This window comes from Roseibaca calidilacus (assembly GCF_001517585.1).
Taxonomy (GTDB): domain Bacteria; phylum Pseudomonadota; class Alphaproteobacteria; order Rhodobacterales; family Rhodobacteraceae; genus Roseinatronobacter; species Roseinatronobacter calidilacus.
Map to the genome: position 1 here is coordinate 1363347 of NZ_FBYC01000004.1, position 24697 is coordinate 1388043.

Below are 24697 nucleotides of genomic sequence, written 5' to 3' on the forward strand. Positions count from 1 at the left end.
CGGGTTTTTCAGGGCCGGTTATGCGCTTTCATCGGCAAGCGCAGAAAATCTTGCCTTCAGCGCGGTTGTAACCGCTTGCACCTTGGGGCTGCGGTGCAGGTCGACATGGGTGACAAGCCACAAATCCGGCCCCCATTCCGGGCGGGGGGGCATAACCTGCACCAAGGTATCGGTTTTCAGGCTGGCGGGCGCAAAGCCCAGCCCCATCCCGGCGCGCATGGCCGCCAGCAGCGTGGCGCGGTCATTGCTGTGCAGGGCAATTTGGCGGGCGTGCTGTTCCATCCAGCGGTCGAAGGGCGCGCGGGCATGGCCCGGCTCGACCGTGACGACCGTGTGATCGCCAAGCGCGGCATCGGATTCGGGCGCACCATGGCGTTCCAGATAGGCAGGGGCGGCAAAAAGCGCCACCGGCAGTACGCCAAGCGACTGCACGACATTGTCGGGTTCGGTCGGGCGCGAACCGGCGCGCAATGCCAGATGCGCTTCGCCATATTCCAGCCGGGCCAGGCGTTCTTCGACCCGCAGGCACGGCACAAGCTTTGGGTGTGCGGCGCGCAGATCCGTCAATACCGGCAGGACAATATCGCACAGCTCTGGCACCGTGGTGACGCACAGCTCGCCTTCGATCCCGCTTTGCAGCATGTCCAGTCGCGCTGCAAGCTTGTCAAAGCGCGCCTCTGTCTCTGCGGCGCCGTCGGTCAGCAAGCGCCCCGCTTCGGTCAATGTGTAGCCCTTGGCATGGCGTTGGAACAGTTTCACGCCCAGGCGGTCTTCCAGCCCGTCGATATGGCGGATGACCGTGGCATGATGCACCCCCAGCCGTTGGGCGGCGCCGCTGACCGTGCCCGCCCGCGCAACCTGAAGGGCCGTGCGCAATTCGTCCCAAGGTTCAAGGCTCATGCCCGCGCCTCCGCGATCAGTGTATCGTATTCATCCGCCAGTTCGGACAGATCCGCCGCAATCGGTGCGTGGCGTCCCGCCAGCGCACCTGCGCAGCGGTCCAGCGCAGGCCCGGCCAAGGCAGGGCAAACTTCGGCCAATTGCTGCATCTCGTCCAGCACGCCATTGCAGTGCAACACAAGATCACAGCCCGCGGCAAGTGCCGCCTGCGCGCGCGTGGCCAGACTGCCGGACAGGGCCTGCATGGACAGATCATCGGTCATCAGCGCGCCATCAAAGCCAATCTCGTCGCGGATAAGCCGGATCATGGCCGGCGATGTTGTGGCGGGCTGCGCCGGGTCAATCGCGGAAAACACGATATGCGCGCTCATGGCCAAGGGTAGGTCGGACAGCGCCGCGAACGCCGCGAAATCTTGCGCGCGCAGGGTAGCGGCATCTTGCGTGACCACCGGCAGCGCCAGATGACTGTCAAGCGTTGCGCGCCCATGGCCGGGCATGTGTTTCAACACGGGCAGAACACCGCCGTCGCGCAGGCCATCCGCCATGGCCCGCGCCAAGGCCACCACTTGGTCCAAGGTCTGCCCATAGCAGCGGTTGCGTAAAATGGCATGGGTGTCCGCCCGGGCGATATCGGCCAGCGGCGCGCAATTGACGTTGATGCCCAGCGCGGCCAATTCTGCCGCAATCAACCGCCCGCGCAGATACATGGCGCGCACCGGGTCGCGCGATTGCGCGCTTTGCACTAGCGCCGGGGGCCAAGCGCGCCAATGCGGCGGGCCAAGGCGCTGCACGCGCCCGCCCTCTTGGTCAACCAGAATGGGCAAATCGCGGCCCAGACAGTCACGCCACTCTGCCGTCAGGGCGCTGACCTGTTCGGGGGTATCTATATTGCGGGCAAAGAGGATCGCGCCCCATGGCTGCGCCGCGTACAAAAACTGCTTTTCCGCCGCCGTCAGGCGCACCCCCGCGCAGCCGAAGATTACCGCGCGCGGGGAAGCTGTCATCGGATCAGCACCGGAATACAATCCATCTTCTGGTCAATGAGCGCCGCACAGAACCGCCTTGCGTCGCGCTCATCGTTGAAACCATGCGCGCGCAGCCGGTAGAATACGGAACCACCGCTATGCGCGGCCTCTATCACGCGCCCCCGATCATCCAGCAGAGGATCGAACCGCTGCGCCAGACCGTCCCAAGCGCTGCGCGCCTCTGCCGCGCTTTGATAGGTGCCAAGCTGGACAAGCCGGGTGCCCGGGCCAATGCTTGCCGGGTCCACATCGACCCCGCCACTGCGCGACAGATCGGCGGCGACGGAATTGGCAATAGATGCGGCAAGGTCGCTCTCTGCCCCCGTTGCCGGGGCGGGCGTGCTGGCGCGTTGCGCGGCGGCCTGCGCGCCGCGCCGCGCCGGTCGGGGCGACTGCTCCACCGCCAGCCGGTTCGGACGCACAATTCCCAAGGGGGCTGCCGCTTCTGGCGCGGGGCTGCCCTCGATGGGAAAGCCCACGTCGATCAGGCGCTCTTGCTCGTTCGCAGATTGGGTCATGTCGCGCGCCGGGGTGTTCAGGTCGCGGTCCAGATCAAGCGGGGCTGGTGCCAGCACGAATTCATTTGGCAGCGTCGACGGCCCATCTGCCGCCAGTTCTGTAACCGACAGCCCCTGATGCGCAGCCTGTGCGCCGCCGGGGTCGTCCGGGGTCACGCGCAGCGGCCCTTCCAACGCGCGCACAACCGGCACGCCAGAGACGTCGCGCTGCATCATCTGCCACGCCCAGACACCGCCAGAGATCATCAGCACCAGTGACATCACCGCGCCAAAGCCTTGCGCCATACCTGCCACGGACACCGGGCGCGCAGCCGGGCTTGCCTGTGGCCGCGCTTGTGCCATTGCGCCTTGCGGCGCAGCAAAATCATCTGCGACAGGGGTATGCCCGTAAAACTGCGGTTGCCCTGCGTGCCTTGGCGCATAAGGGTCAGGCGCGTAAAGCTCTGACGGATAAGCGTCTGACGCGTAAGGATCAGGCGCATAGGGATCGGGCTGGTTGCCATATACCGGCTGTGGCGGGGCAAAATGCCCCGGCGCGGCACGGTATTGCTGCGCGGCACTGCCATAATGGTCCATGGGCGCGCGCGGCGCATAACCGCGCGAGGTCAGGCTTGGCTCTTGCGGCCAGCCGTCTTGCGCGTGCGCATAGCCCGGTGCCATGTCGCGTTGCGCCCAAGCATCAGGCTCCGCCCCCCGCTGGGGCCGAGCGCCATACGCAGGAAAATATCTGCTTTCACCCATACCTGCCTCATGCAGAGCAAGGTTTCCCCCTGCCCGTTTCGGTTAAATCATGTTGGCAAGATGCCTGCCCGACACTGCCGTATTACGCGCGTTTTTGCGCTTATATGTTTTTCACCCTTGCAGGATACCACGGCAAAGGCGTCACGTCCCGCGAAAAATGCAGCCTTTTCAGCGCATCTCATCCATCGCGGCGACACCAAGGATAGCCAGACCGTTGGCAATGACAACACCTGTCGCCCGCGCCAGCGCGGTTTTGGCCGCGGTTGTGGCAAGATCGCCCTCTTGCACGAACCGCAGGGCGGGCGTGTCGTTGCCGCGGTTCCAAAGCGCGTGGAATTCTGCGGCCAATTCCGACAAATAACCGGCCACCCGGTGCGGCTCGTAAACCCGCGCGGCCAGTTCCACGATGCGCGGCCATTCGGCCAGTTTGCGGATCAGGCCCAGCTCGGCATCATGCGTCAGGCTGGACAGGTCAGGCACCGTGCCATCCGCGCCCATATCGGCGGCCTTGCGCAACACAGATTGCACCCGCGCGCTGGCATATTGCACATACCAGACCGGGTTTTCGCGCGATTGCTCCAGCACACGCGCGAAATCGAAATCCAGCGTGGCGTCGTTCTTGCGCGTCAGCATCACGAAGCGGGTCACATCCGCGCCGACCTCTTCCACCACATCGCGCAGCGTGACAAAGGTGCCCGCGCGTTTCGACATTTTGAAAGGCTCGCCGTTTTTATACAGCTTCACCAACTGGATCAGTCGAATTTCCAGCGGCACACGGTTATCCGACAGCGCCGCGACCGCCGCTTTCATGCGCTTGACATAGCCGCCATGGTCAGCGCCAAAAATATCGATCAGCAGATCGAAACCGCGATCCACCTTGTTGGAATGATAGGCAATATCGGGCGCGAAATAGGTCCAGCCGCCGTCCGATTTCATGATCGGGCGGTCCACATCATCGCCATGGGCGGTGGATTTGAACAGCACCTGTTCGCGCGGTTCCCAATCTTCCGGCGTCTTGCCCTTGGGCGGCTCCAGCACGCCACGATAGATCAGGCCCTTGTCACGCAGCCGGTCGATAGCGCGTTCAATCTCTCCCGTGCCATAGAGCGCCTTTTCGGATGAATACACATCCATCTTCACGCCCAATGCCGCCAGATCTTCGCGGATCATGGCCATCATGCGTTCGGTCGCGAAATTGCGGATGGTGTCCAGCCAGACGGATTCGGGCTGGTCAAGGAACTGGTCCCCGAATTCGGCTTTCAGCGCCTCGCCGACCTCTATCAGGTATGCGCCGGGGTAAAGCCCTTCGGCAATCTCGGGCGAGCGGCCATGCGCCTCGCGGTAACGCTCGTAAGCCGACCGCGCCAGCACATCGACCTGCGCGCCGCCATCATTGATGTAATATTCCCGCGTCACGTCATAGCCCGCAAAGGCCAGCAGGTTCGACAAGGCGTCGCCCACCACCGCGCCGCGCGTATGGCCCACATGCATCGGCCCGGTGGGGTTGGCCGACACGAATTCCACGTTTACCTTGGTGCCCTGCCCCATGGTCGAGCGCCCGAACGCGCTGCCCTGCGCCAGCACATCGCCCAGCACAGCGGCCCAAACGGCATTTGACAGCCGCAGGTTCAAAAAGCCCGGCCCCGCCACATCGGCGCTGGCAATGCGCGGGTCGGTCAGCAGGTGGGCGGCCAGCGCCTCTGCAATCTCGCGTGGTTTCAGACCTGCGGGCTTGGCCAGCACCATTGCGGCGTTGGTGGCCATGTCGCCATGCGCCGCATCGCGCGGCGGCTCGACCGTGACATTGCCAAAATCCAGCCCTTCGGGCAAAGCGCCAGCCGCGGTCAGCGCGACAAGCGCGTCCAGAACACAGGCACGAAATTCGGTAAACAGGTTCATCTGGGACCATCCTTCATCTTGCGTTCTGCCCTAGCCGCCGGTTGCGCAAGCGTCAATGCCTTGCCCCTTCTGTCATGGCCAGTATGGTCGCGCCAACAAGCACAGGAGGCGCCCATGCGCTGGGGAATACTGGGGGCGGCCAAGATCGCCCGGACCGATCTGGCACCGGCCATGCAACTGGCGCGCGGGGCGGAACTGGTGGCGCTGGCCACGCGCGACCCGATCAAGGCCGCGCCATTTCAGGCTTTGGCCCCCGCGCTGCGTGTGCATGGCAGCTATGACGCCCTTCTGGCCGACCCTTCGGTCGATGCCATCTATATTCCTTTGCCCAATGACATGCATGTGGACTGGTCCATCCGGGCCGCCCAAGCCGGCAAGCATGTGCTTTGCGAAAAGCCCATCGCCTTGCGCGCAGACCAGATTGACGCGCTAATTGCCGCGCGCGACACATCCGGCAATCTGATTGCCGAAGCCTTCATGGTCGCCCACCACCCGCAATGGGCGCTGGTGCGCGATTTGCTGGCGCAGGGTGTCATCGGGCGGCTGGAACATGTCGAGGGCTGCTTCACCTATACCAACCGCGACATTGCCAATATCCGCCATGACCCGGCCAAGGGGGGCGGCGGGTTGCGCGATGTGGGCGTTTACCCCTGCATCACCACGCGCATGGCGACCGGGGCAGAGCCTGTAAACCTGCGGTCAGACATTCGGTATCAGAATGGCGTCGATATCTTCGCGCGCGTCTGGGCCGATTTCCCCGATTTCACCATGTCCTTCTATTGCGGCATGATGCAGCAGCGCCGCCAGCATATGATCTTTCACGGCCAAGATGGCTGGATCGAACTGTCCGCCCCGTTCAATGGCGCAGTTTACGGCGATGCCCGTGTTGAATGGCTGACCGGCGGACGCCTGCACATGGAACGGTTCAACAATGTGAACCAATATGCGCTGATGCTGGAGCATTTTGCCGAAACCGCCAGCACGGGCGCGCCCTTTGCCTGCCCGTTGGAAATGTCGCGCGGCAATCAGGCCATGATCGACGCGATCTTCGCGGCAAGCCGATAGGCGGCAAACTTTCCCCCCGCCCCTTGCGGCCCTCCCGGCGCAGCACTAAGATTCCCTCAACCACTCTCGGGTATCACAGACCAAAGCAGGTCACGGATGAAAGCAGGCAGCATGAACGATCCTATCGAAACTTATATGAATCTTGTTCCCATGGTCGTGGAACAGACCAGCCGCGGCGAACGCGCCTATGACATTTTCTCGCGCTTGCTGAAGGAACGGATCATCTTCGTGACCGGCCCGGTGCATGACGGCATGGCCAGCCTGATCGTGGCGCAGCTTCTGCACCTTGAAGCGGAAAACCCGTCCAAGGAAATTTCTATGTATATCAACAGCCCCGGCGGTGTCGTCACCTCTGGCCTGTCGATTTATGACACCATGCAATACATCAAGCCGAAGGTCTCGACCCTCGTTGTCGGGCAAGCGGCGTCCATGGGGTCTTTGCTGCTGGCCGCCGGTGAAAAGGGAATGCGCTTTTCGCTGCCCAATTCGCGGATCATGGTGCACCAGCCCTCTGGCGGGTTCCAAGGGCAGGCGACGGATATTTCCATCCACGCCCGCGAAATTCTGGAACTGAAAGAGCGGTTGAACAAGATTTACGTTCACCACACCGGGCAAACCCTGAAAAAAGTGGAAGATGCGCTGGAGCGCGACAATTTCATGACCGCCGAGATGGCCAAGGATTGGGGCCTGATCGACGAGATCGTCACATCGCGGGCAGATACCGCCGGGGCATAATGCAGCCCGGCGCAAACATGCGGGACAGTGCAGTTTTGCATTGTCCCTGCCGCCCGACTAACCTAGGCTTTGTCACAAGAAGGTCAGATAACGACCCATCCGACAAGCTATCCTATCGACACGACCGCAGAGGTGAGTGATGCCGACATCCGAAACCGACAGCAAGAACACGCTCTATTGCTCCTTCTGTGGCAAAAGCCAGCATGAAGTTCGCAAACTGATCGCTGGCCCGACCGTTTTCATCTGCGATGAATGCGTTGAACTCTGTATGGACATCATCCGCGAGGAAACGAAATCCGGCGGGTTGAAGACCACCGATGGCGTGCCGACCCCGCGCGATATCTGCAACGTGCTGGATGATTATGTCATCGGGCAGGAACAGGCCAAGCGCGTTTTGTCCGTGGCCGTTCACAACCATTACAAGCGCCTGAACCATGCCGGCAAGGCGGGCGAGGTGGAACTGTCCAAATCCAACATCCTGCTGATCGGGCCGACCGGCTGCGGCAAGACATTGCTGGCGCAGACCTTGGCGCGCATTCTGGATGTGCCCTTTACCATGGCCGATGCCACCACCCTGACCGAAGCAGGCTATGTCGGTGAGGATGTCGAGAATATCATCCTCAAGCTGCTACAAGCCAGCGAATACAATGTCGAACGCGCGCAGCGCGGCATCGTCTATATTGACGAGGTCGACAAGATCACCCGCAAATCCGACAATCCGTCCATTACCCGCGACGTGTCGGGCGAAGGCGTGCAGCAGGCGCTTCTGAAACTGATGGAAGGCACTGTTGCATCGGTGCCGCCGCAAGGCGGGCGCAAGCATCCGCAGCAGGAATTCCTGCAAGTGGACACGACCAACATTCTGTTCATCTGCGGCGGCGCGTTCGCGGGGCTTGACCGGATCATCGCGCAGCGCGGCAAAGGCTCTGCCATCGGCTTTGGCGCCGATGTGAAGGATGAAAGCCAGACCACCATCGGTGAGCGGCTGAAAAGTCTGGAACCCGAAGACCTGCTGAAATTTGGGCTTATCCCCGAATTCGTGGGGCGTCTGCCAGTGACCGCCACATTGACCGATCTGGACGAGGACGCGCTTGTCACCATCCTGACCGAACCCAAGAATGCGCTGGTCAAGCAGTATCAAAAGCTGTTCGACATTGAAGGCGCGGATCTGACCTTTACCGAAGAGGCCCTGCGCGCCATCGCCAAACGTGCCATCGCGCGCAAGACCGGTGCGCGCGGGTTGCGGTCGATCATGGAAGATATCCTTCTGGATACGATGTTCGACCTGCCGGGCTTGGACAATGTCAGCGAGGTTGTCGTCAACGACGAGGCTGTCACGTCGGACGCCAAACCCTTGCTGATCTATGCCGATACCAAGAAGGGCACGGCAAGCGCGTAAGCCCTTTAACCTTCGATTAAATCTCGTGTGACACTCAGAGGGCATCTTACCGAAAGGATGCCCTCTTGTTCGTACATATGGCTCTGAACAGGCTGTTTCCGAACAGCTTTACCGCGAAGGTCTTTTTCATCGCGTTCTTGGGAACACATGTTCCGCTGATCGCGGCCACCGCGTTTCTATTCTGGCGCAACGGCGGAATACAGGAAAACGCGCAGCTTGCGCTTATCCTGCTGGTGGCAACGGTCGTTGGCACAGCCCTGACGCTGGCATCCCTGCACGCCATCCTCAAACCTCTCTACAGCATCGGGGCCGCCATGCTGCGGTTCGAGACAGAGCGCAAGCGCACCCCCCTGCCGACACGCTGAATGACGAAATCGGTCAGGTGATGAAACTTACCAACCGTCTGGTGCTTGGCGTGGACGCAGAGTTGCGCGAAACACAGGAAGCGGCCAGCACGGACCCGCTGACAGGTGCCCTAAACCGGCGCGGGTTCGAACAGAGCCTGAACGCAACATCGGCGCAGCGCGGTGTGTTGCTTTATGCCGATCTCGATCACTTCAAATCCATCAACGACACCCTTGGGCATGATGTCGGCGACCAAGTGCTGCTGCAAACCGCCGACAGCCTGCGCGATGCGCTGCGCCGCTGCGATATTCTGGGCCGTTTCGGCGGCGAAGAATTCGTCATCTTCCTGCCGGATCTGACATTGGAAGAAGGAACCGCAATCGCCAACCGCCTGCGCCTGACTTTGAAAGACAGCGTGAAACTGAGCGGCCGCGCGCTGACCATCAGCGTCGGTGCCACTGACATCGGGTCAAAAGCCGAATTTGCAGATGCCCTCTCGCGCGCTGACAAAGCCCTGTATCGGGCAAAAACGCATGGGCGCGACCGTGTTGAATTTGCAACCGCGCTTGCAAGCTGACGCTATGGCCGGGGCATTAGCCCCGCGCCCGCCGCCCGCCGCGCCGCCCGCCAGTGCGCGCGCCTGCGTCCATCGCGGCGCGCGACGCTTCGGCAAAGCTGACACCGTCCTTCATCGCATCCATCACCTTGGTCAGCCCAATCCACGCCCCGCCATTGGCATCGTGGTTCATCAGCAAGTTGGCGGCCCGGATCGCTTCCATTTCTTGCACCCGCACGGGGTTCATGATCGCGCTGGTCATCCCGGCACCAATCGCCATAGGCAAGAACGCCGCGTTCACCCCGTGGCGGTTCGGCAGTCCGAAGCTGATATTCGATGCGCCGCAAGTCGTGTTCACGCCCAACTCGTCGCGCAAGCGGCGCACCAGCGTGAACACCTGATGCCCCGCCGTGGCCATGGCGCCAATCGGCATGACCAGCGGGTCCACCACGATATCATGCGCCGGGATGCCAAAATCCGCTGCGCGTTCGACAATCTTCTTTGCGACCGCGAAACGCACATCGGGGTCTTCCGAGATGCCGGTATCGTCGTTGGAAATGGCCACCACCGGCACGTTGAATTTCTTGACCAGCGGCAGGATCGCTTCCAGCCGCTCTTCTTCGCCGGTGACAGAGTTCAGCAAAGGCCGCCCGTTGCAGGTTTCCAAACCCGCCAAAAGTGCTGCCGGCACCGAAGAGTCGATGCATAGTGGCACATCCACCAAGGCTTGCACCCGCGCGCACAGATCGCGCATCAAAGGTGGTTCGACAAAATTATTGTCGGCATAACGCGGGTCTTCGGCCATCTTGTTGGAAAACACGGCACCCGAATTGATGTCCAGAACCGTCGCGCCACAGGCCACCTGTTCCAGCGCGTCACGTTCCACGGTCGAGAAATCGCCCAACTCCAGCTCTGCCGCCAGTTTCTTGCGCCCCGTTGGGTTAATACGTTCGCCAATCACGCAAAACGGCTCGTCAAAGCCGATGACAACGGTTTTCGTGGCAGATTCGATGACGGTGCGGGTCATTATCGGTCCAATCGCAGAAGGTTAAACACCGGGGCGGGCGCTGGCGCGGCCATGGGTGGCAGTCCAGGTGGTATTCGTCTTGATACCGCCCAGCGGGAAGAAATGCAGCTTTTCAACCGCGAAATCAGGATGGGCCGCCTTGTGCGCGGCCAGCGCCTGCACAAGCTCGGTCGGCTCGAACGGCAATAGCAGTTTCGAAACATCCTTGGCGCGCTTTTGCAGCACTTTCAGCGACGGGCCAACGCCGCAGGCCACGGCGAATTTAATCAGCGTTTGCAGCTTTGCAGGCCCGGCGACCCCCAGATGCACCGGCAGATCAACCCCTTCGGCGCGCAGACGGTCGCACCATGCTACAATCGGCGCGGACTCGAAGGCGAATTGCGTGACAATGGCCATGTCCACTCCGGTGCTGCGCGCGAAATCCTGTTTCCAGCGCAGCGCATGCATCACGATTCGGTCTTGCCCGGCGGGTTCGATATCGCGGTTGCCTTCGGGGTGCCCCGCGACATGCAGCCGCTTGAACCCGTCGAACAGGCCGGTTTCCAGCAGTTGCATGGAATCCGCGTAAAACCCGGCCGGGGTCGCGACACCGCCACCCAGCATCAGTGCCTCTTGCACATCCGCCTCAGAGCGGTAGCGATCGACCCAATCGGCAACTTCGGCCCGGTCGCGGATAAGCCGCGCGGGAAAATGTGGCATCGGCTCCATGCCTTGGGCACGCAAGCGTGCGGCGGTGGCGACCATATCCGCAATCGGCGTGCCGTCGATATGGGCAATATACACCCGCGTGCCCAAGGGCAGAAGCGCGCGGAAATCATCGATCTTTTCAGCCGTGCGCGGCATCACCTCTAGCGAGAAGCCCTGCATCAGCGCCTCGACCGCGCCATTTTGCGGTGGGGCCATTTCGGCCGGACGACGGAAATTCAACAGCCCCATAATGCTCTCCCCAAGCCTGAACCTTGCCACGGGCCGCGCCTATGCCCAGCCGTCATTGTCGATCAGCGCGCGCAGCCTGCTTGCGTCATACGCCGCTTCCAACTCTGCCGCCGTGGCGCTTGCGACCTGTTCATCGCTACCAGCGACCTCGACCGGGTCGGCTTTGCGCCAATCGGCCAGATAGGCATCGGCGTCTTTCGCGCCCACTTTCATCGCGCACCGGTCGATGGCCTGCTCGAACCGTTCGGACAACTGCACCTTTTGTGCGCGCCGCCCCTTGCCGACGATCACCTGTGCAGGAATATCGCGCCAATACACAATGACAAGCTGAGCCATGTCGCATTCCCCTTTTGGGCCTTGTGCCATTGTTCTACAGCGGCCAAGGGTCTTGCATCATGCGAAAACCGACCTTGCCCGCGCCGCGCGCGACCCAAGCAAAGCCTTGCGCGGGGGGCGGCGCTGCATTACGTTATTGATAACATGAATTGGAGGGCGAAACATGACGCCCCAGCGTCCCGCAGGCGCGGGCACGCCCCTGACACCAGACCAAGCCCCGCCCAATGCGGTGGTCAGGACATCGGCAAAGGCCCCGCGCCACCCCGGGTCAGCGCAGCTATACGCGGCGCTGGATCTGGGCACGAATAGCTGTCGCATGCTTATTGCGCGCCCCAAGGGCGGGCAATTTGAAGTCGTGGACAGCTTTTCCAAGGCCGTAGAGCTTGGCACTGGGCTGGAAAGCTCTGGTCTGCTGTCGCAACGCCCCATGCAACGCACGCTTCAGGCCCTGCGCATCTGCCGTTCCAAGCTGGAACGGCACAATGTGCGTTCCATGCGTTTGGTTGCGACCGAAGCATGCCGCCGCGCCCGCAACAGCCGCGATTTCATTCGTCGCGCACAGCGTGAAACGGGGCTGAAGCTGGATATCATCACCGCAGAGGAAGAAGCGCGGCTGGCGGTGGTGTCCTGTGCATCCTTGGTGGCGGCGGATACCGAACAGCTTCTGGTCATCGACATTGGCGGCGGGTCCACCGAATTGGTTTGGATCGACCTGTCGCGCGTTGTGCCAGAGGCGCGGCGCAACGCGATCTTGTCCATGTATAAGGGCGCGTTCAACCGCGAGCCGCTGCCGGGCAAGCCGCGCGTGGTCGACTGGATCAGCGTGCCCTTGGGCGTGGCCACGCTGAAAGACTATTTCGCCGATGTCGCGGATGACGCCGCCCGCTTCGCGCTGATGAGCTGGTATTTCGAAGAACAGCTTGAAGCCTTCACCCCCTATGCCGACGCGACCCCGCACAAGGCGTTCCAGATCATCGGCACATCAGGCACGATTACCACGGTTGCGGCCAGCTATTTGCGGTTGAAGCGTTATGACCGTAACAAGGTGGACGGGCTGGTGATGAATTCGGGCCAAGTGGACAGCGTGATCCGCGAATATCTTGCGCTTGGCCCCATCGGGCGGCGGCAAGACCCACGCATTGGGCGCGAGCGGCACACGCAGATCATGTCGGGCGCAGCAATCCTGACAGCCCTGATGCGGATCTGGCCAACCGAACGTATGTCGGTGGCGGATCGCGGCCTGCGCGAAGGGTTGCTTTACGCCCAGATGAGCAGCGACGGCGCGCTGGACCTCGCACAGAATTGAGAGAATGACATGACGGGCAAGAACACATCCGGGCGCGGACAACGTGACCTGAAGGTCAAGGTCAAGACCGCGCGCGGGCGCAAGCTATCCTCGACCCGCTGGCTGGAACGGCAGTTGAACGACCCTTACGTCGCGGCTGCGCGGCGCGATGGCTACCGGGGCCGTGCGGCCTACAAGCTGTTGGAACTGGACGACAAGTATCGCTTCCTTGTGCCGGGCGCCCGCGTTGTGGACCTTGGCTGTGCGCCGGGGGGCTGGCTGCAAGTGGCTGTCGCGCGGGTGAATGCCCTTGGCGAGAAGAAGGGCAAGCGCATTGGCACCGTGCTGGGCGTGGACCTGCAAGAGGTGGAACCGCTGGCCGGTGCCACCGCGCATGTGCTGGATTTTCTGGACGAGGGCGCAGAAGCGCAGGTCAAGGATTGGCTGGGTGGCCAGGCGGATGTGGTGATGTCGGATATGGCGGCATCATCGTCGGGGCATAAACAGACCGACCATTTGCGCATCATGGCACTATGCGAGGCGGCGGCGCATTTCGCCTTTGACGTGCTGGAAGAAAATGGCACCTTCGTTGCCAAGGTTCTGGCTGGCGGCGCCGAGGGCGAGTTGCAACAGCTTTTGAAGCAGAATTTCCGCAAGGTTGCCAATGTCAAACCCCCTGCCAGCCGCTCGGACAGTTCCGAGAAATACGTTGTCGCAACGGGTTTTCGGGGCACAGCGGCGGAGTGAGGGATTGGCCGATGCGCGATCATCGGTCAAGCATCGCAACGCGCCTTGCCGCGTTTCGAAATGGGTAGGCCCATGAGCGTTCTCCTAAAAGCGCTGCTGATTGGCGCGGCCCTGTATGCGTGCTTGGTCGCGGTCCTTGCCTCGTTTCAGCATGCCTTGGTGTTCCCGCGCCACATGGTGGGCGCAGCCCCTCCCCTGCCCGAACATACCGAGCGCCTGACCCTACCCATCGGGGACGCCATGTTGCACGGTGTGCGCATCCCCGGGCGCGATCCGTCGCGCCCCACGATCCTTGGCTTTCCCGGCAATGCTTGGAATGCAGAGGCCATGGCGCTGTTCCTGCACCAGATTGCCCCGTCGCATGACGTGGTCGTCTATCACTACCGGGGTTATGCGCCTTCGACCGGCACGCCGTCCGCGCCTGCCCTGCTGTCGGACGCCCTTGCGATCTACGACACGCTGAACGGGCCAGTGGCCGCAGTCGGGTTCAGCATTGGCAGCGGGGTTGCAGCGCATCTGGCAGGCGCGCGCATGCTGGACCGGGTGATCCTGGCCACACCCTTCGACAGCCTGACCAAGGTAGCAGCGAACAGCCTGCCTTTTCTGCCGGTGCCTTGGCTATTCCGCCACGAAATGAACGCCGCCGAAGCCATGCAAAATGTCGCGGCCCCGGTCACGCTTGTGCTGGCAACAGCAGATGAGGTGATCGCGCCGCAACGCTCTGATGCGCTGGTGGCCACTTTGCCGCAAGCGCAGGTCATCCGCCTGCAAGCGGGCCATAACGATATCTACAACCACCCAGATTTCGTGCCCGCGCTGCGCCGCGCGCTACGATGACGCGCGGCTTTCCATCTCTTCTGCCACGGCTTCGGCGCGGGCGGCCAGTTCCGACAGGCCATCGGTCAGGTCTTGCGGCACCACGGGCACCTCGACCTTCTGCGCGGGGCGCGCATGCAGGCGTGAGATTTCGTCGCGCATCGACTCGATCTGCGCCTCGGCCTCTTTCAGCTTGTCTTCGACCGCGGCCGTTTTATCGGCCAGCATCAGACCGGACATCAGCAGCATACGTTCAGCAGGCACCCGCCCGATCTGGTTCAAAAGCGTGCGCGCTTCGGCATCCAGCATCGCGGCGGCGGCCAGCAGGAACTGCTCTTCCCCCGGTTGGCAGGCAACGGCAAATTCCTTGTGACCGATGGTAATCGTCTGTTCAGGCATCCCGCTCTCCTGTGTTCATCAGCGGCTTCAACTCACCCAAGACATCTTCCATTTCGGCCAGTTCCGACGCCCGCTCGGCGCGCAGCGCTTCCAGTTCTGCCACCAGCGACCGATTGATCGCGCTTGGTTCGATCACCTGCGCCTCACGCCCTTCGCGCAACTGGCGATTGGCTTCGATCAGCTTGGAATTGGCTTTCTTCAGCCGCAGCATTTCCAAGCTTTGCAGGTCAAGCTGTTCGGTCATCCGCGCAAGCCGCCGCTCCATAGAGGCGACCGAACTGTCTTGTCGCTGGCGCACGGCATTCACGCGTTCGTTCAGTTGGGCTGTCTTGGCGCGCTCGGCCTCCAGCTCCGCCCGGAGGCGGGTGGCGTCCTCATCCTCTGGGGCGGCAGGGGCTGCCGGGGTGGCCAGTTTCCCGGCCGCAGCCGCGATCCGGTCCAAGGCGCGCGACAGGCGCGTTTCAATCTTTTCTATATCCGTCATGCCTGCTCTTTCCAAATTGGCGCTTTCACATGGCCGAATCATTCCATGCAGGGTATGGCAACCCACGCCGTGCCAGCCTACCCCCAATTTTTCGGCTTTCCAACCTTGGGGCGCAGCGGCGCGCGGTGCATGAACCAAGTTGCTTGCAGCACAGGCCAAAAGCCCTATGATCCCGGCGCGTTGCGCTACCGCTAACACCGCCTGTTTCCAGCCCAAGGAAGACCCGACGTGGATATTGCCGCTTTGAAAACCGCCAACCCCGACCACTGGATGAAGGCCACCGCCATCCGCGCATTGGCCATGGATGCCGTGCAGGCCGCCAATTCGGGCCATCCCGGCATGCCAATGGGCATGGCCGATGTGGCAACCGTTCTGTTCGAGCGGCACCTGAAATTCGACGCAAGCGCGCCGGATTGGGCCGACCGCGACCGCTTCATCCTGTCGGCGGGGCACGGGTCCATGCTGATCTATGCTTTGCTGTATCTGACCGGCTACAAACAAATGACGCTGGAGCAGATCAAGAATTTCCGCCAATGGGGCGCGATCACCGCGGGCCATCCGGAATATGGCCATGTGGATGGGGTGGAAACCACCACCGGCCCCTTGGGTCAGGGTATTTCCAACGCCGTGGGCTTTGCCATGGCCGAAGAAAAGCTGCGCGCCGAATTCGGCCCGAAAGTGGTCGATCACTACACCTATGTCATCGCCGGGGATGGCTGCCTGATGGAAGGCATCAGCCATGAAGCGATCGGTCTGGCCGGCCACCAGAAGCTGGGCCGCCTGATCGTGCTGTGGGACAATAACGACATTACCATTGACGGCGCTGTCAGCCTGTCGGACCGCACCGACCAGCGCGCACGTTTTGCCGCCGCTGGCTGGAAAGTGCTGTCCTGCGACGGGCATAACGCCGCCGATATCGACCGCGCGCTGACAGAGGCCAAGGGCAGCGACCAGCCTGTCTTGATCGACTGCAAGACCGTGATCGGCTTTGGCAGCCCGGCGAAAGCCGGCACATCCGGGGCGCATGGCGCGCCCTTGGGCGATGCGGAAATTGCCACGACCAAAGCGATCTATGGCTGGGAGCATGGGCCTTTTGAAATACCGGCCGATGTGCTGGACGCATGGCGCGCCATCGGCGCACGCGGCGCCAAGGCGCATGAGGACTGGAAGGCCCGCTTCGCCGCGCTGTCAGGCACCAAGCAGGCTGAATTCACGCGCCGCATGGCAGGCGAAGCGCCCAAGAAGCTGGAAAGCGCCATCCGCGCCTTCAAGAAACAGATTTCCGAAAGCGCCCCCAAGGTGGCCACGCGCAAATCCTCGGAAATGGTGCTGGAGGTGGTGAATACCATCTGCCCGGAAACCATTGGCGGCTCTGCCGACCTGACCGGGTCGAACAACACCAAGACAGCCGGTCTGGGCGTGTTCAACGCCGATGACCGCAAGGGCCGGTATGTCTATTACGGCATCCGCGAACATGGCATGGCAGCGGCGATGAACGGCATGGCGCTGCATGGCGGCGTCAAACCCTATGGCGGCACCTTCATGTGCTTTACCGATTACGCGCGCGGCGCAATGCGGCTGTCGTCGCTGATGGGCGTGCCGGTGACCTATGTCATGACGCATGATTCCATCGGTCTGGGCGAAGACGGACCAACCCACCAGCCGGTCGAACATTTGGCCATGCTGCGCGCCACACCGAATGTGAACGTGTTCCGCCCCTGCGACACGGTGGAAACCGCCGAGGCGTGGGAACTGGCGCTGACAAGCGACCGCACGCCGTCGGTGCTGGCGCTGACACGGCAGAACCTGCCCACCTTCCGCACCGAACACAAGGTCAAGAACCTGACCGCGCAAGGCGCCTATGTGCTGGCGGATGCGGACGGCAAGCGGCAGGCGATCCTGATGGCGACCGGGTCAGAGGTGGAAATCGCCATGGCTGCGCGCGATCTGTTGCAGGCGGACGGGATCGGCACGCGCGTTGTATCCTTCCCCTGCTGGGAGCTGTTCGAAGAGCAGCCCGACGCCTACCGCCGCAAGGTTCTGCCCGCAGGCCCGGTGCGCGTGGCGGTGGAAGCCGCGATCCGCTTCGGCTGGGACCGCTGGCTTTACGGCGAACGCGGACGCCGCGAGAAATCGGCCTTCGTTGGCATGCATGATTTCGGCGCCTCCGCGCCTGCGCCCACGCTTTACAAGGAACTGGGCATCACCGCAGAGGCCGTGGCGGAAAAGGTCAAATCCCTGCTCTGACCTTGCGGGGGCCGCGCGCCAGCGCGTCCCCGCCACCAGCATAGACTTAAAAGGGCGGCCCGCTGGGCCGCCCTTTTTCCGTTTGGTCAATCACGGTCACGCTATTCGGCAGCGTCCAGCTTCGCGCGATCCGCCTCAATCTCGGCGGCCCGTCTTTCGACCTGCTCGACAATATGCTCGACCATCTGTTCATTGCTCAGCTTGTGGCTTTGTTTGCCCGCCAGATACACCATGCCTGACCCGGCCCCACCGCCGGTAAAGCCCAGATCGGTCATCAGCGCCTCGCCCGGCCCGTTCACCACACAACCGATGATCGACAGGCTCATCGGCGTTTTGATATGTGCCAGCCGCTCTTCCAGCGTGGCCACGGTCTTGATTACGTCAAAGCCTTGGCGCGCGCAGGACGGGCAGGAAATGATATTCACCCCTCGGTGCCGCAGCCCCAGCGATTTCAGGATCTCGTAGCCGATCTTGACCTCTTCCACCGGGTCAGCCGATAGCGACACGCGGATCGTATCGCCAATGCCCATCCACAAAAGGTTCCCCAAGCCAATCGCGGATTTCACCGTGCCAGAGATCATCCCGCCCGCCTCGGTAATCCCCAGATGGATGGGCGCATCGGTCGCATCCGCCAGCCCCATATAGGCGGCAGAGGCCAGAAACACGTCAGACGCCTTCACGCTGATCTTGAACTCGTGAAAATCATTGTCCTGCAAGATGCGGATATGGTCCAAGCCGCTTTCGATCATGGCGTCGGGGCACGGCTCGCCATATTTCTCCAGCAGGTGGCGCTCCAACGACCCGGCATTCACGCCAATGCGGATGGAACAGCCATGGTCGCGCGCGGCCTTGATCACCTCGCGCACGCGCGCGGCATCGCCAATATTGCCGGGGTTGATGCGCAGGCAGGCCGCGCCCGCCTCAGCCGCCTCTATAGCGCGTTTGTAATGGAAATGGATATCGGCCACGATGGGCACCGGGCTTTCGCGCACCACCTCGCGCAGGGCGCGGCTGGCATCGGTATCCGGCACCGAGACGCGCACAATATCGGCCCCGGCTTCGACACAGGCCAACACCTGTTTGATCGTGGCCGGCGCATCGCCGGAATCGGTGTTTGTCATGGTCTGCACGCTGATCGGGGCATCCCCCCCAACCGGAACCGACCCGACCATGATCTGGCGGGATTTGCGGCGCGCGATATTGCGCCATGGGCGGATATGGTTGTGATCCATCATGCAAGCCTTGTGCTATGCGGGTATGCGCAGAACATAAACCAAGAGAGGCGCTGCGACAAGCAACGCCCCCTCGCCCAACCCATCTATGGCAGGCTATTACGGCTGCACTTCTGCCACGTTCACGAAAGTGCGCAGGTCTTCGTCGCCCGACAGATCGGCCGTGTCAAAACTCTCGACAACGGCTTCGGCTGACAGCGCGATGCGGTCCACCACCTGCGCACCGGGCGCTGTCGGGCCGAACGGTTCGCCATCGACCAGCAGGTAGACAGAGCCGGAATTGCCCGCGCGCAAGGTCGCGGCCTGTTCCGTCTGCGGCACGGAATAACGCTCACCCGCATCCAGCACTTTTTCGAACAACACGGTGCCATCAGCGGCGCGCACGCGAATCCAGCTTGGGCGCACGGCCAAAACCTCTACCGTCGGCGGGCCGCTGCGGCGCACCTGCACGTCTGACGCTGGCGCCGCCGTGGCCTCTGCCAAGGCAAGGTCAATCGCAGAGCCGATTTCAAGACCCTCAGGCGCGGCCTGTGATTCGGCCTCGGCGTCTGCTTCGCGCCGGATTGCGCCAATGGGACCATCGCGCGACACCATGATGGGCGCGTCGAGCGCTTCGGGCCGGTATGTCCGCACCACGCCTTGCGCGGTGTCGCGCGGGGTGGCCAGAACTGTGCTATCATCGTCCTCAAGCGCCGCAGAAAGCGACACCTCAGCCTCGGCGCGCAGGGCTGCGCCCGTTGCAATCGGGTCAAGGTCTGCCATCACCTCTGGCGGTTGGTCCGCAGGGGCAAGCTGCACGCGTTGCACTTCTTTCAGAACCGTCCAGCCCCCAAAGCCCAGCCCGACCACCAGCGCCAACACAACGGCCACAGAGCCCAAGGCCCCCATATCCAGACGTTGCCAGAAAGGTTCGGGGTCGTCCGCCAAGCGCGTGCGCGACAGCAGCCCTTGCGAAAACTCACCCCCCAGAATCGGCTCTGGCTGCACTTTGTTTGGCTGCCTGCGATCCAGATCGGAGTTGATCGCGAAATTCGTTTCCAAGCAGAATTGGCGGTAGCACCAATCCGGGTCCAACCCCAGATACCGCGCATAAGACCGCACATAGCCTGCAACAAAGCTTGGCGCTTCAAAGGCTGACAGGTCGCCTGCTTCGATTGCTGCTATATAAGTTGCGCGAATATGCAATTCGCGCTGAACATCCAGCAGCGATTTGCCCATCGTTGCGCGTTCACCGCGAATAATATCGCCCAAGCGCACCTCGAAATCATCGAAGCCCGTTGGGTTCCCATCCTCTACCGGCGCCGCTTTGGGTTTACTGCCAAACCAATTCATTGCCCGCCCTTTAACCGCTTCCGTGCTCACCTGAGCCCCGACTTGAACACACCCGACCTCTACGAGCCGGTTAATGCGTTCAGTATACGAGGTTTCACTTCAATTTGAAGTGTTAACACGCGTTAAGCAGACATTTCGGCACGATTTAGCGCACAATGCGACCACAACCCGTCCATCGCACGCACCAAACGGTCAATCATTTTGGGGTCATGCACCGGCGAGGGGGTGAATCGCAGGCGTTCGGTGCCGCGGGGCACCGTCGGAAAGTTGATGGGTTGCACATAAATCCCGTGATCTGTCAGCAGCATATCCGAGATTTTTTTGCAATGCACCGGGTCGCCCACATGCACAGGCACGATGTGGCTGCCATGGTCGATGATCGGCAGGCCAAGCCCCCGCAGCCGCATTTTCAATATGCGCGCGTGGTCCTGTTGTTTATCACGCAGGTATTGCGCTGTTTTCAGAAACTCGACCGAGGCGACAGCCCCGGCGGCCACGGCAGGCGGAAGCGATGTGGTGAAAATAAAGCCCGGCGCATAAGAGCGGATTGCGTCACACATTTTGGCGGATGCGGCAATATAGCCGCCCATCACACCATAGGCTTTGGCCAATGTGCCGTTGATAATGTCGATGCGGTGCATCAACCCATCGCGTTCGGCCACACCGGCCCCGCGCGGGCCATACATGCCCACGGCATGCACTTCGTCAATATAGGTCAGCGCGTTGAATTCGTCGGCCAGATCGCAGATCGCCGCGATTGGGCCAAAATCGCCATCCATGGAATAGATCGATTCAAACGCGATCAGTTTGGGTGCCGCAGGGTCATCGGCGGCCAGCAATTCGCGCAGATGAGCCACGTCATTGTGCCGGAAAATGCGCTTGGCGCCACCGTTGCGGCGCACACCCTCGATCATAGACGCGTGATTCAGCGCATCAGAGTAGATAATCAGGCCCGGAAACAATTTGGGCAGGGTCGAAAGCGTCGCATCATTGGCGATATAGGCCGAGGTGAACAGAAGCGCCGCTTCTTTCTGGTGCAGATCGGCCAAAGAGGCTTCCAGCCGTTTGTGATACGCGGTGGTGCCAGAAATGTTGCGCGTGCCGCCGGACCCGGCGCCGGTCGCATCCAGCGCTTCGTGCATCGCGGCCAAGACGGCGGGGTTTTGTCCCATGCCAAGGTAATCATTGCCGCACCACACAACGATGTCTTGCTTCGTCCCATCGGGGCGGTTCCAGACAGCGTTCGGGAAGTGGTCCTTCTGCCGCTCGATATCGATAAAGGTACGATAACGCCCCTCTATGTGAAGTTGGTTAAGGGCGGCATCGATCGCGGCATTGTAGTTCACTACCCACTCCCCTGGCATCGGCTCGGTATATTCGCTTTTATAGATATTCTTGATTCTTGCAAACCAAATTACCTACCTGCCTGTTTTACACGCAGTCTGCGAATGACCATTGATCTAGATCAATTCCAAGCCAAGGTGCAACACTTGGGGGAGCGCCCAAACGTCGCGCGTGTTATTCTGGCTGAATTTCCAATGCGATAACGCATTCCGGCCCGTCCCTGCGGGCGGCGTTGCACCCTTCAAGCGCGGCGCTGCGCGCAGCGTCCAGATCGGGCAGGTCGGACACGGCAACGGCGGATTCCGCCAGCAAACCATCTTTGACCAAGCCATCATCCGGGGCCAAGGCCATCGCCGCAAAACGTGCGCCATCGGCCACGAACAGCGACAGCGCATCGCGATTCTGCCCGACAAGGCGCAGCATCTGAACGCCCTCTTCCGACAGGAACGGATGCAGGTGCAGGATGATCTGCGCCCCGTCCAGCGCGTAGGTTTCGGTTGTCACCTCTTGCGCCTGTGCAGGCAGGGCCAGCAGCGCGGCGGCAACCGCCAGACCCGATGTCGTCATATGGCACTTTGTCGTCATTCGGCACTCTCCAAAGTCACGATTCCCGATTCACGGCTGGTTATAGTCGTTGCGGCAGGTCTGGACACCCCCAAGGCAGGTGTTACCCTTGGCCAAAACCTTGCCAGCGGAGCGCAGAATGACCGACACCATCACCCCCGTATTGTCCCGGATTGACGCAGACTTGCCGCAGGCGCTCGATCGGCTTGCGGCGCTGCTGCGCATCCCGTCCATCTCGACCGACCCGGCGCATAAGCCCGATGTCGAGGCCGCCGCGGACTGGCTGGTCAAGGACTTGACCGATATGGGGTTTTCCGCGCGCAAAGACCCGACCACCGGCCATCCGATGGTGGTGGCGACCGGCGGCTCGGAAACCGGCCCGCATCTGCTGTTTTACGGCCATTACGATGTACAGCCGGTGGACCCGCTGCACCTGTGGGACCGCGACCCGTTCGACCCAGAAGTGCAGGAAACCGCACGCGGAAAAGTGATCCGCGCGCGCGGCGCATCGGATGACAAAGGCCAGTTGATGACCTTTCTGGAAGCCTGCCGCGCATGGCTGGCGGTGCATGGCAGCCTTCCGGTAAAACTGACATTTTTCCTAGAGGGCGAGGAAGAAAGCGGTTCGCCCTCGCTTGTGCCCTACATGACCGAACATGCCAAGGCGCTGAAAGCCGATATTGCGCTGATCTGCGACACTGGCTTGTTCGATGCCGAAACCCCCGCCATCACCACCATGCTGCGCGGGCTGCTGGGCGAAGAAGTGACCATCCACGCCGCCGACCGCGACCTGCATTCGGGCATGTTTGGCGGCGCTGCGATGAACCCCGCGCGGGTGCTGGCCCGCATCTTGGCCGATCTGCATGACGACCAAGGCCGCGTCACCCTGCCCGGTTTCTACGATGACGTGCCCGACCTGCCCGCCGATATTCGCGCGCAATGGGCCGGGCTGGGCTTTGATGCAGAAACCTTTCTAGGGCAGGTGGGCCTGCGCCTGCCCGCGGGCGAACAGGACCGCACCGCGCTGGAAATGATCTGGGCGCGCCCGACCTGCGAGATTAACGGCATGATCTCTGGCTATACCGGCGCGGGGTTCAAGACCGTGCTGCCCGCACAAGCCAGCGCCAAGGTCAGCTTTCGGCTGGTGGGCCGCCAAGACCCGCACAAGATACGCGCCGCATTTCGCGCCTTCGTGCATGACCGGCTGCCCGCAGATTGCGGCGTGGAATTTGCCGATCATGGCGCCTCTCCGGCATCGGTCATGGCCACCGACCACCCGGCCTTTGACGCCGCGCGCCGGGCGCTTAGCGCGGAATGGCCCAAACCGGCGGCCTTCGTCGGCTCTGGCGGGTCCATCCCGATCGCGGGCTATTTCAAATCCATCTTGGACATGGATTCAATGCTGGTCGGCTTTGCCAAGGAAGATGATGCGATACACTCGCCAAATGAGAAGTATGACCTTGACAGTTTCCACCGTGGAATCCGGTCATGGGCGCGGATCATCGACGCGGTGTCAAAGGTTTGAGCGTGACGTTCGCCGCGCTTCCCAGCTTTTGCCAAGACCCGAAAGAGCCGCGTTTCGTGCAAGACCCCTACCCGGCCTATGACCGGATGCGCGCGCTTGGGTCACTGGTATATTGGCAGGATTACGCCCTGCCCTGCACCACCAGTTTTGCCGCAACCAACGCGGTGCTGCGCGACCGCCGGTTCGGGCGGGTGCCGCTGGACCCGCCCAAGATCGCGCCGCATCTGGCCCCGTTCTACGCCATCGAGGCGCATTCCATGCTGGAACTGGAACCGCCGCGCCACACGCGGTTGCGCGGCTTGGTGTTGCGGGCCTTCACCTCGCGCCGGATCGCGGCGCTTGCGCCAGAGATCGACGCACTCGCGCATGACCTGATCGACCGCTTGCCCAAAGGGGAGTTCGACCTGCTGGCGCAGTTCGCCCAACCCTTGCCCGTCATCATCATTGCCCGGTTGCTGGGTGTGCCCGAATCCATGGCGCCCGAGCTGCTGCGCTGGTCGAATGCGATGGTGGGCATGTATCAGGCCGGGCGCACGCGCGCGATGGAAGATGCCGCAAGCCAGGCCGCGACCGAATTCGCGGGCTTCCTGCGCGGCTATATCGACCAGCGCCGCACCCAACCCGCCGATGACCTGATTACCCATCTTATTGCCGCCGAGGATGACGGGCAGACCCTGTCCACCGATGAAATGATCGCCACCTGCATCCTGCTGCTGAATGCAGGCCATGAAGCGACGGTGCACAGCCTTGGGCTGGCGGTGAAAACCCTGCTGGACCACGGGCTATGGCCCACCCCGATCACCGAGGCACTGGTCGAGGAGTGCCTGCGCTTCGACCCGGCGCTGCACCTGTTCACGCGCTGGGCCTATGACGACATAGATGTGATGGGCGTGACCGTGCCGCGCGGCGCGCAGATCGCCTGCCTGCTGGGCGCGGCAAACCGCTGCCCAAAATACTGGGACGACGCCAACGCGTTCAAACCTGCTCGCGTGCCAAAGGCCCATTCGGGCTTTGGCGCGGGGCTGCATTTCTGCCTTGGCGCTCCGCTTGCGCGGCTGGAACTGCTGCGGGCCTTGTCGGTGCTGTCTGCGCGCCTGCCACGGCTAAGGCTGGCCGCGCCCCCAAGGCTTGCCGATATCTACCATTTCCACGGGTTGGCGCGGTTGATCGTCACGCAAGACACGCCTTCCCCTTGAACCTTCGCGGCATATGTTTCACACACAAGCGAAACTTGATGGCC

The 24697-nt window shown here is 62.2% G+C and carries 24 protein-coding genes; 11 read left to right on the forward strand and 13 right to left on the reverse strand.

Annotation, left to right across the window (positions count from 1 at the left end; translation table 11 throughout):
• Window positions 1-18 precede the first annotated feature (18 nt).
• The 4 genes from AWT76_RS10285 to argS all read right to left on the reverse strand — a co-directional run bounded on the left by AWT76_RS10285 (window position 19) and on the right by argS (window position 5083).
• Window positions 19-900: a LysR family transcriptional regulator gene (locus AWT76_RS10285; RefSeq protein WP_072246273.1), complete on the reverse strand. Its 882-nt coding sequence runs from the start codon at window positions 898-900 to the stop codon at window positions 19-21.
• On the reverse strand, window positions 897-1904 hold the full coding sequence (gene nagZ, locus AWT76_RS10290) for a beta-N-acetylhexosaminidase (RefSeq protein WP_072246274.1): 1008 nt from the start codon (window positions 1902-1904) through the stop codon (window positions 897-899). The genes AWT76_RS10285 and nagZ overlap by 4 nt, the downstream gene beginning before the upstream one ends.
• Window positions 1901-3103 (reverse strand): SPOR domain-containing protein, encoded by a 1203-nt coding sequence (locus AWT76_RS10295; RefSeq protein ID WP_176699384.1) that lies wholly within the window; start codon window positions 3101-3103, stop codon window positions 1901-1903. The genes nagZ and AWT76_RS10295 overlap by 4 nt, the downstream gene beginning before the upstream one ends.
• A 249-nt stretch (window positions 3104-3352) precedes the next feature.
• Complete coding sequence (gene argS / locus AWT76_RS10300) at window positions 3353-5083, reverse strand: arginine--tRNA ligase (RefSeq protein ID WP_072246275.1); 1731 nt, start codon at window positions 5081-5083, stop codon at window positions 3353-3355.
• Window positions 5084-5197: 114 nt separating this feature from the next.
• Between argS and AWT76_RS10305 the strand changes: the two genes are divergently transcribed.
• From AWT76_RS10305 to AWT76_RS10325, 5 genes are all read left to right on the forward strand, one after another.
• A complete protein-coding gene (locus AWT76_RS10305) occupies window positions 5198-6148 on the forward strand; it encodes a Gfo/Idh/MocA family protein (protein ID WP_072246276.1) in 951 nt (316 codons plus the stop codon).
• Between the two features lie 111 nt (window positions 6149-6259).
• Window positions 6260-6883, forward strand: a complete 624-nt coding sequence (gene clpP, locus AWT76_RS10310; protein ID WP_072247639.1) for an ATP-dependent Clp endopeptidase proteolytic subunit ClpP — start codon at window positions 6260-6262, stop codon at window positions 6881-6883.
• Between the two features lie 139 nt (window positions 6884-7022).
• Complete coding sequence (gene clpX, locus AWT76_RS10315) at window positions 7023-8282, forward strand: ATP-dependent Clp protease ATP-binding subunit ClpX (protein ID WP_072246277.1); 1260 nt, start codon at window positions 7023-7025, stop codon at window positions 8280-8282.
• A 65-nt stretch (window positions 8283-8347) separates the two neighbouring features.
• The gene (locus tag AWT76_RS10320; RefSeq protein ID WP_141655939.1) at window positions 8348-8647 is read left to right on the forward strand and encodes a hypothetical protein; all 300 of its coding nucleotides are present in this window, start codon (window positions 8348-8350) and stop codon (window positions 8645-8647) included.
• 20 nt (window positions 8648-8667) lie between these two features.
• A complete protein-coding gene (locus AWT76_RS10325) occupies window positions 8668-9204 on the forward strand; it encodes a GGDEF domain-containing protein (protein ID WP_072246279.1) in 537 nt (178 codons plus the stop codon).
• A 16-nt stretch (window positions 9205-9220) separates the two neighbouring features.
• Here AWT76_RS10325 and AWT76_RS10330 read toward each other — a convergent pair whose 3' ends face one another.
• The 3 genes from AWT76_RS10330 to AWT76_RS10340 are packed head-to-tail and all read right to left on the reverse strand — an operon-like array spanning window position 9221 to window position 11482.
• Window positions 9221-10210 carry a methyltetrahydrofolate cobalamin methyltransferase gene (locus tag AWT76_RS10330; RefSeq protein ID WP_072246280.1) on the reverse strand — a complete coding sequence of 330 codons (990 nt, stop codon included), beginning with the start codon at window positions 10208-10210 and terminating at the stop codon, window positions 9221-9223.
• A 21-nt stretch (window positions 10211-10231) separates the two neighbouring features.
• Window positions 10232-11146, reverse strand: coding sequence for a methylenetetrahydrofolate reductase (locus tag AWT76_RS10335; protein WP_072246281.1), 915 nt, complete (start codon window positions 11144-11146; stop codon window positions 10232-10234).
• Between the two features lie 39 nt (window positions 11147-11185).
• A complete protein-coding gene (locus AWT76_RS10340) occupies window positions 11186-11482 on the reverse strand; it encodes a virulence factor (RefSeq protein WP_072247640.1) in 297 nt (98 codons plus the stop codon).
• A gap of 163 nt (window positions 11483-11645) precedes the next feature.
• Between AWT76_RS10340 and AWT76_RS10345 the strand changes: the two genes are divergently transcribed.
• The 3 genes from AWT76_RS10345 (at window position 11646) to AWT76_RS10355 (ending at window position 14351) form a co-directional block, all read left to right on the forward strand.
• The gene (locus AWT76_RS10345) at window positions 11646-12788 is read left to right on the forward strand and encodes a Ppx/GppA phosphatase family protein (RefSeq protein ID WP_072246282.1); all 1143 of its coding nucleotides are present in this window, start codon (window positions 11646-11648) and stop codon (window positions 12786-12788) included.
• 9 nt (window positions 12789-12797) lie between these two features.
• A complete protein-coding gene (locus AWT76_RS10350; protein ID WP_072246283.1) occupies window positions 12798-13514 on the forward strand; it encodes an RlmE family RNA methyltransferase in 717 nt (238 codons plus the stop codon).
• Between the two features lie 72 nt (window positions 13515-13586).
• The gene (locus AWT76_RS10355; RefSeq protein WP_072246284.1) at window positions 13587-14351 is read left to right on the forward strand and encodes an alpha/beta hydrolase; all 765 of its coding nucleotides are present in this window, start codon (window positions 13587-13589) and stop codon (window positions 14349-14351) included.
• Here AWT76_RS10355 and AWT76_RS10360 read toward each other — a convergent pair.
• A complete protein-coding gene (locus AWT76_RS10360; protein ID WP_072246285.1) occupies window positions 14343-14729 on the reverse strand; it encodes a cell division protein ZapA in 387 nt (128 codons plus the stop codon). The genes AWT76_RS10355 and AWT76_RS10360 overlap by 9 nt on opposite strands.
• On the reverse strand, window positions 14722-15213 hold the full coding sequence (locus AWT76_RS10365; protein WP_072246286.1) for a hypothetical protein: 492 nt from the start codon (window positions 15211-15213) through the stop codon (window positions 14722-14724). The genes AWT76_RS10360 and AWT76_RS10365 overlap by 8 nt, the downstream gene beginning before the upstream one ends.
• A 228-nt stretch (window positions 15214-15441) precedes the next feature.
• Between AWT76_RS10365 and tkt the strand changes: the two genes are divergently transcribed.
• The gene (tkt, locus tag AWT76_RS10370) at window positions 15442-17460 is read left to right on the forward strand and encodes a transketolase (RefSeq protein ID WP_072246287.1); all 2019 of its coding nucleotides are present in this window, start codon (window positions 15442-15444) and stop codon (window positions 17458-17460) included.
• A 101-nt stretch (window positions 17461-17561) separates the two neighbouring features.
• Here the strand turns inward: tkt and ispG are convergent, their stop codons facing one another.
• From ispG to AWT76_RS10390, 4 genes are all read right to left on the reverse strand, one after another.
• Window positions 17562-18692 carry a flavodoxin-dependent (E)-4-hydroxy-3-methylbut-2-enyl-diphosphate synthase gene (gene ispG / locus AWT76_RS10375; protein WP_072246288.1) on the reverse strand — a complete coding sequence of 377 codons (1131 nt, stop codon included), beginning with the start codon at window positions 18690-18692 and terminating at the stop codon, window positions 17562-17564.
• Window positions 18693-18791: 99 nt separating this feature from the next.
• A complete protein-coding gene (locus AWT76_RS10380; RefSeq protein WP_072246289.1) occupies window positions 18792-20024 on the reverse strand; it encodes a helix-turn-helix domain-containing protein in 1233 nt (410 codons plus the stop codon).
• A 122-nt stretch (window positions 20025-20146) separates the two neighbouring features.
• Window positions 20147-21388, reverse strand: coding sequence for a 5-aminolevulinate synthase (hemA, locus tag AWT76_RS10385; protein WP_072246290.1), 1242 nt, complete (start codon window positions 21386-21388; stop codon window positions 20147-20149).
• A gap of 154 nt (window positions 21389-21542) precedes the next feature.
• Window positions 21543-21953 carry a hypothetical protein gene (locus tag AWT76_RS10390; RefSeq protein ID WP_141655940.1) on the reverse strand — a complete coding sequence of 137 codons (411 nt, stop codon included), beginning with the start codon at window positions 21951-21953 and terminating at the stop codon, window positions 21543-21545.
• Window positions 21954-22071: 118 nt separating this feature from the next.
• Here AWT76_RS10390 and AWT76_RS10395 point away from each other — a divergent pair, with 118 nt between their 5' ends.
• Window positions 22072-23457, forward strand: a complete 1386-nt coding sequence (locus tag AWT76_RS10395; protein ID WP_072246292.1) for a M20/M25/M40 family metallo-hydrolase — start codon at window positions 22072-22074, stop codon at window positions 23455-23457.
• A gap of 2 nt (window positions 23458-23459) precedes the next feature.
• Entirely contained in the window at window positions 23460-24653 is a 1194-nt protein-coding gene (locus AWT76_RS10400) for a cytochrome P450 (RefSeq protein WP_245638804.1), read from the forward strand.
• Window positions 24654-24697: the final 44 nt, after the last annotated feature.

Excerpts from the sequence above, each read along its gene's own strand:
- AWT76_RS10285 (WP_072246273.1), bottom strand. The coding sequence starts at position 900 with ATGAGCCTTGAACCTTGGGACGAATTGCGCACGGCCCTTCAGGTTGCG.
- nagZ (WP_072246274.1), bottom strand. The coding sequence starts at position 1,904 with ATGACAGCTTCCCCGCGCGCGGTAATCTTCGGCTGCGCGGGGGTGCGC.
- AWT76_RS10295 (WP_176699384.1), bottom strand. The coding sequence starts at position 3,103 with ATGGCACCGGGCTATGCGCACGCGCAAGACGGCTGGCCGCAAGAGCCA.
- argS (WP_072246275.1), bottom strand. The coding sequence starts at position 5,083 with ATGAACCTGTTTACCGAATTTCGTGCCTGTGTTCTGGACGCGCTTGTC.
- AWT76_RS10305 (WP_072246276.1), top strand. The coding sequence starts at position 5,198 with ATGCGCTGGGGAATACTGGGGGCGGCCAAGATCGCCCGGACCGATCTG.
- clpP (WP_072247639.1), top strand. The coding sequence starts at position 6,260 with ATGAACGATCCTATCGAAACTTATATGAATCTTGTTCCCATGGTCGTG.
- clpX (WP_072246277.1), top strand. The coding sequence starts at position 7,023 with ATGCCGACATCCGAAACCGACAGCAAGAACACGCTCTATTGCTCCTTC.
- AWT76_RS10325 (WP_072246279.1), top strand. The coding sequence starts at position 8,668 with ATGAAACTTACCAACCGTCTGGTGCTTGGCGTGGACGCAGAGTTGCGC.
- AWT76_RS10330 (WP_072246280.1), bottom strand. The coding sequence starts at position 10,210 with ATGACCCGCACCGTCATCGAATCTGCCACGAAAACCGTTGTCATCGGC.
- AWT76_RS10335 (WP_072246281.1), bottom strand. The coding sequence starts at position 11,146 with ATGGGGCTGTTGAATTTCCGTCGTCCGGCCGAAATGGCCCCACCGCAA.
- AWT76_RS10340 (WP_072247640.1), bottom strand. The coding sequence starts at position 11,482 with ATGGCTCAGCTTGTCATTGTGTATTGGCGCGATATTCCTGCACAGGTG.
- AWT76_RS10345 (WP_072246282.1), top strand. The coding sequence starts at position 11,646 with ATGACGCCCCAGCGTCCCGCAGGCGCGGGCACGCCCCTGACACCAGAC.
- AWT76_RS10350 (WP_072246283.1), top strand. The coding sequence starts at position 12,798 with ATGACGGGCAAGAACACATCCGGGCGCGGACAACGTGACCTGAAGGTC.
- AWT76_RS10355 (WP_072246284.1), top strand. The coding sequence starts at position 13,587 with ATGAGCGTTCTCCTAAAAGCGCTGCTGATTGGCGCGGCCCTGTATGCG.
- AWT76_RS10360 (WP_072246285.1), bottom strand. The coding sequence starts at position 14,729 with ATGCCTGAACAGACGATTACCATCGGTCACAAGGAATTTGCCGTTGCC.
- AWT76_RS10365 (WP_072246286.1), bottom strand. The coding sequence starts at position 15,213 with ATGACGGATATAGAAAAGATTGAAACGCGCCTGTCGCGCGCCTTGGAC.
- ispG (WP_072246288.1), bottom strand. The coding sequence starts at position 18,692 with ATGGATCACAACCATATCCGCCCATGGCGCAATATCGCGCGCCGCAAA.
- AWT76_RS10380 (WP_072246289.1), bottom strand. The coding sequence starts at position 20,024 with ATGAATTGGTTTGGCAGTAAACCCAAAGCGGCGCCGGTAGAGGATGGG.
- hemA (WP_072246290.1), bottom strand. The coding sequence starts at position 21,388 with ATGCCAGGGGAGTGGGTAGTGAACTACAATGCCGCGATCGATGCCGCC.
- AWT76_RS10390 (WP_141655940.1), bottom strand. The coding sequence starts at position 21,953 with ATGACGACAAAGTGCCATATGACGACATCGGGTCTGGCGGTTGCCGCC.
- AWT76_RS10395 (WP_072246292.1), top strand. The coding sequence starts at position 22,072 with ATGACCGACACCATCACCCCCGTATTGTCCCGGATTGACGCAGACTTG.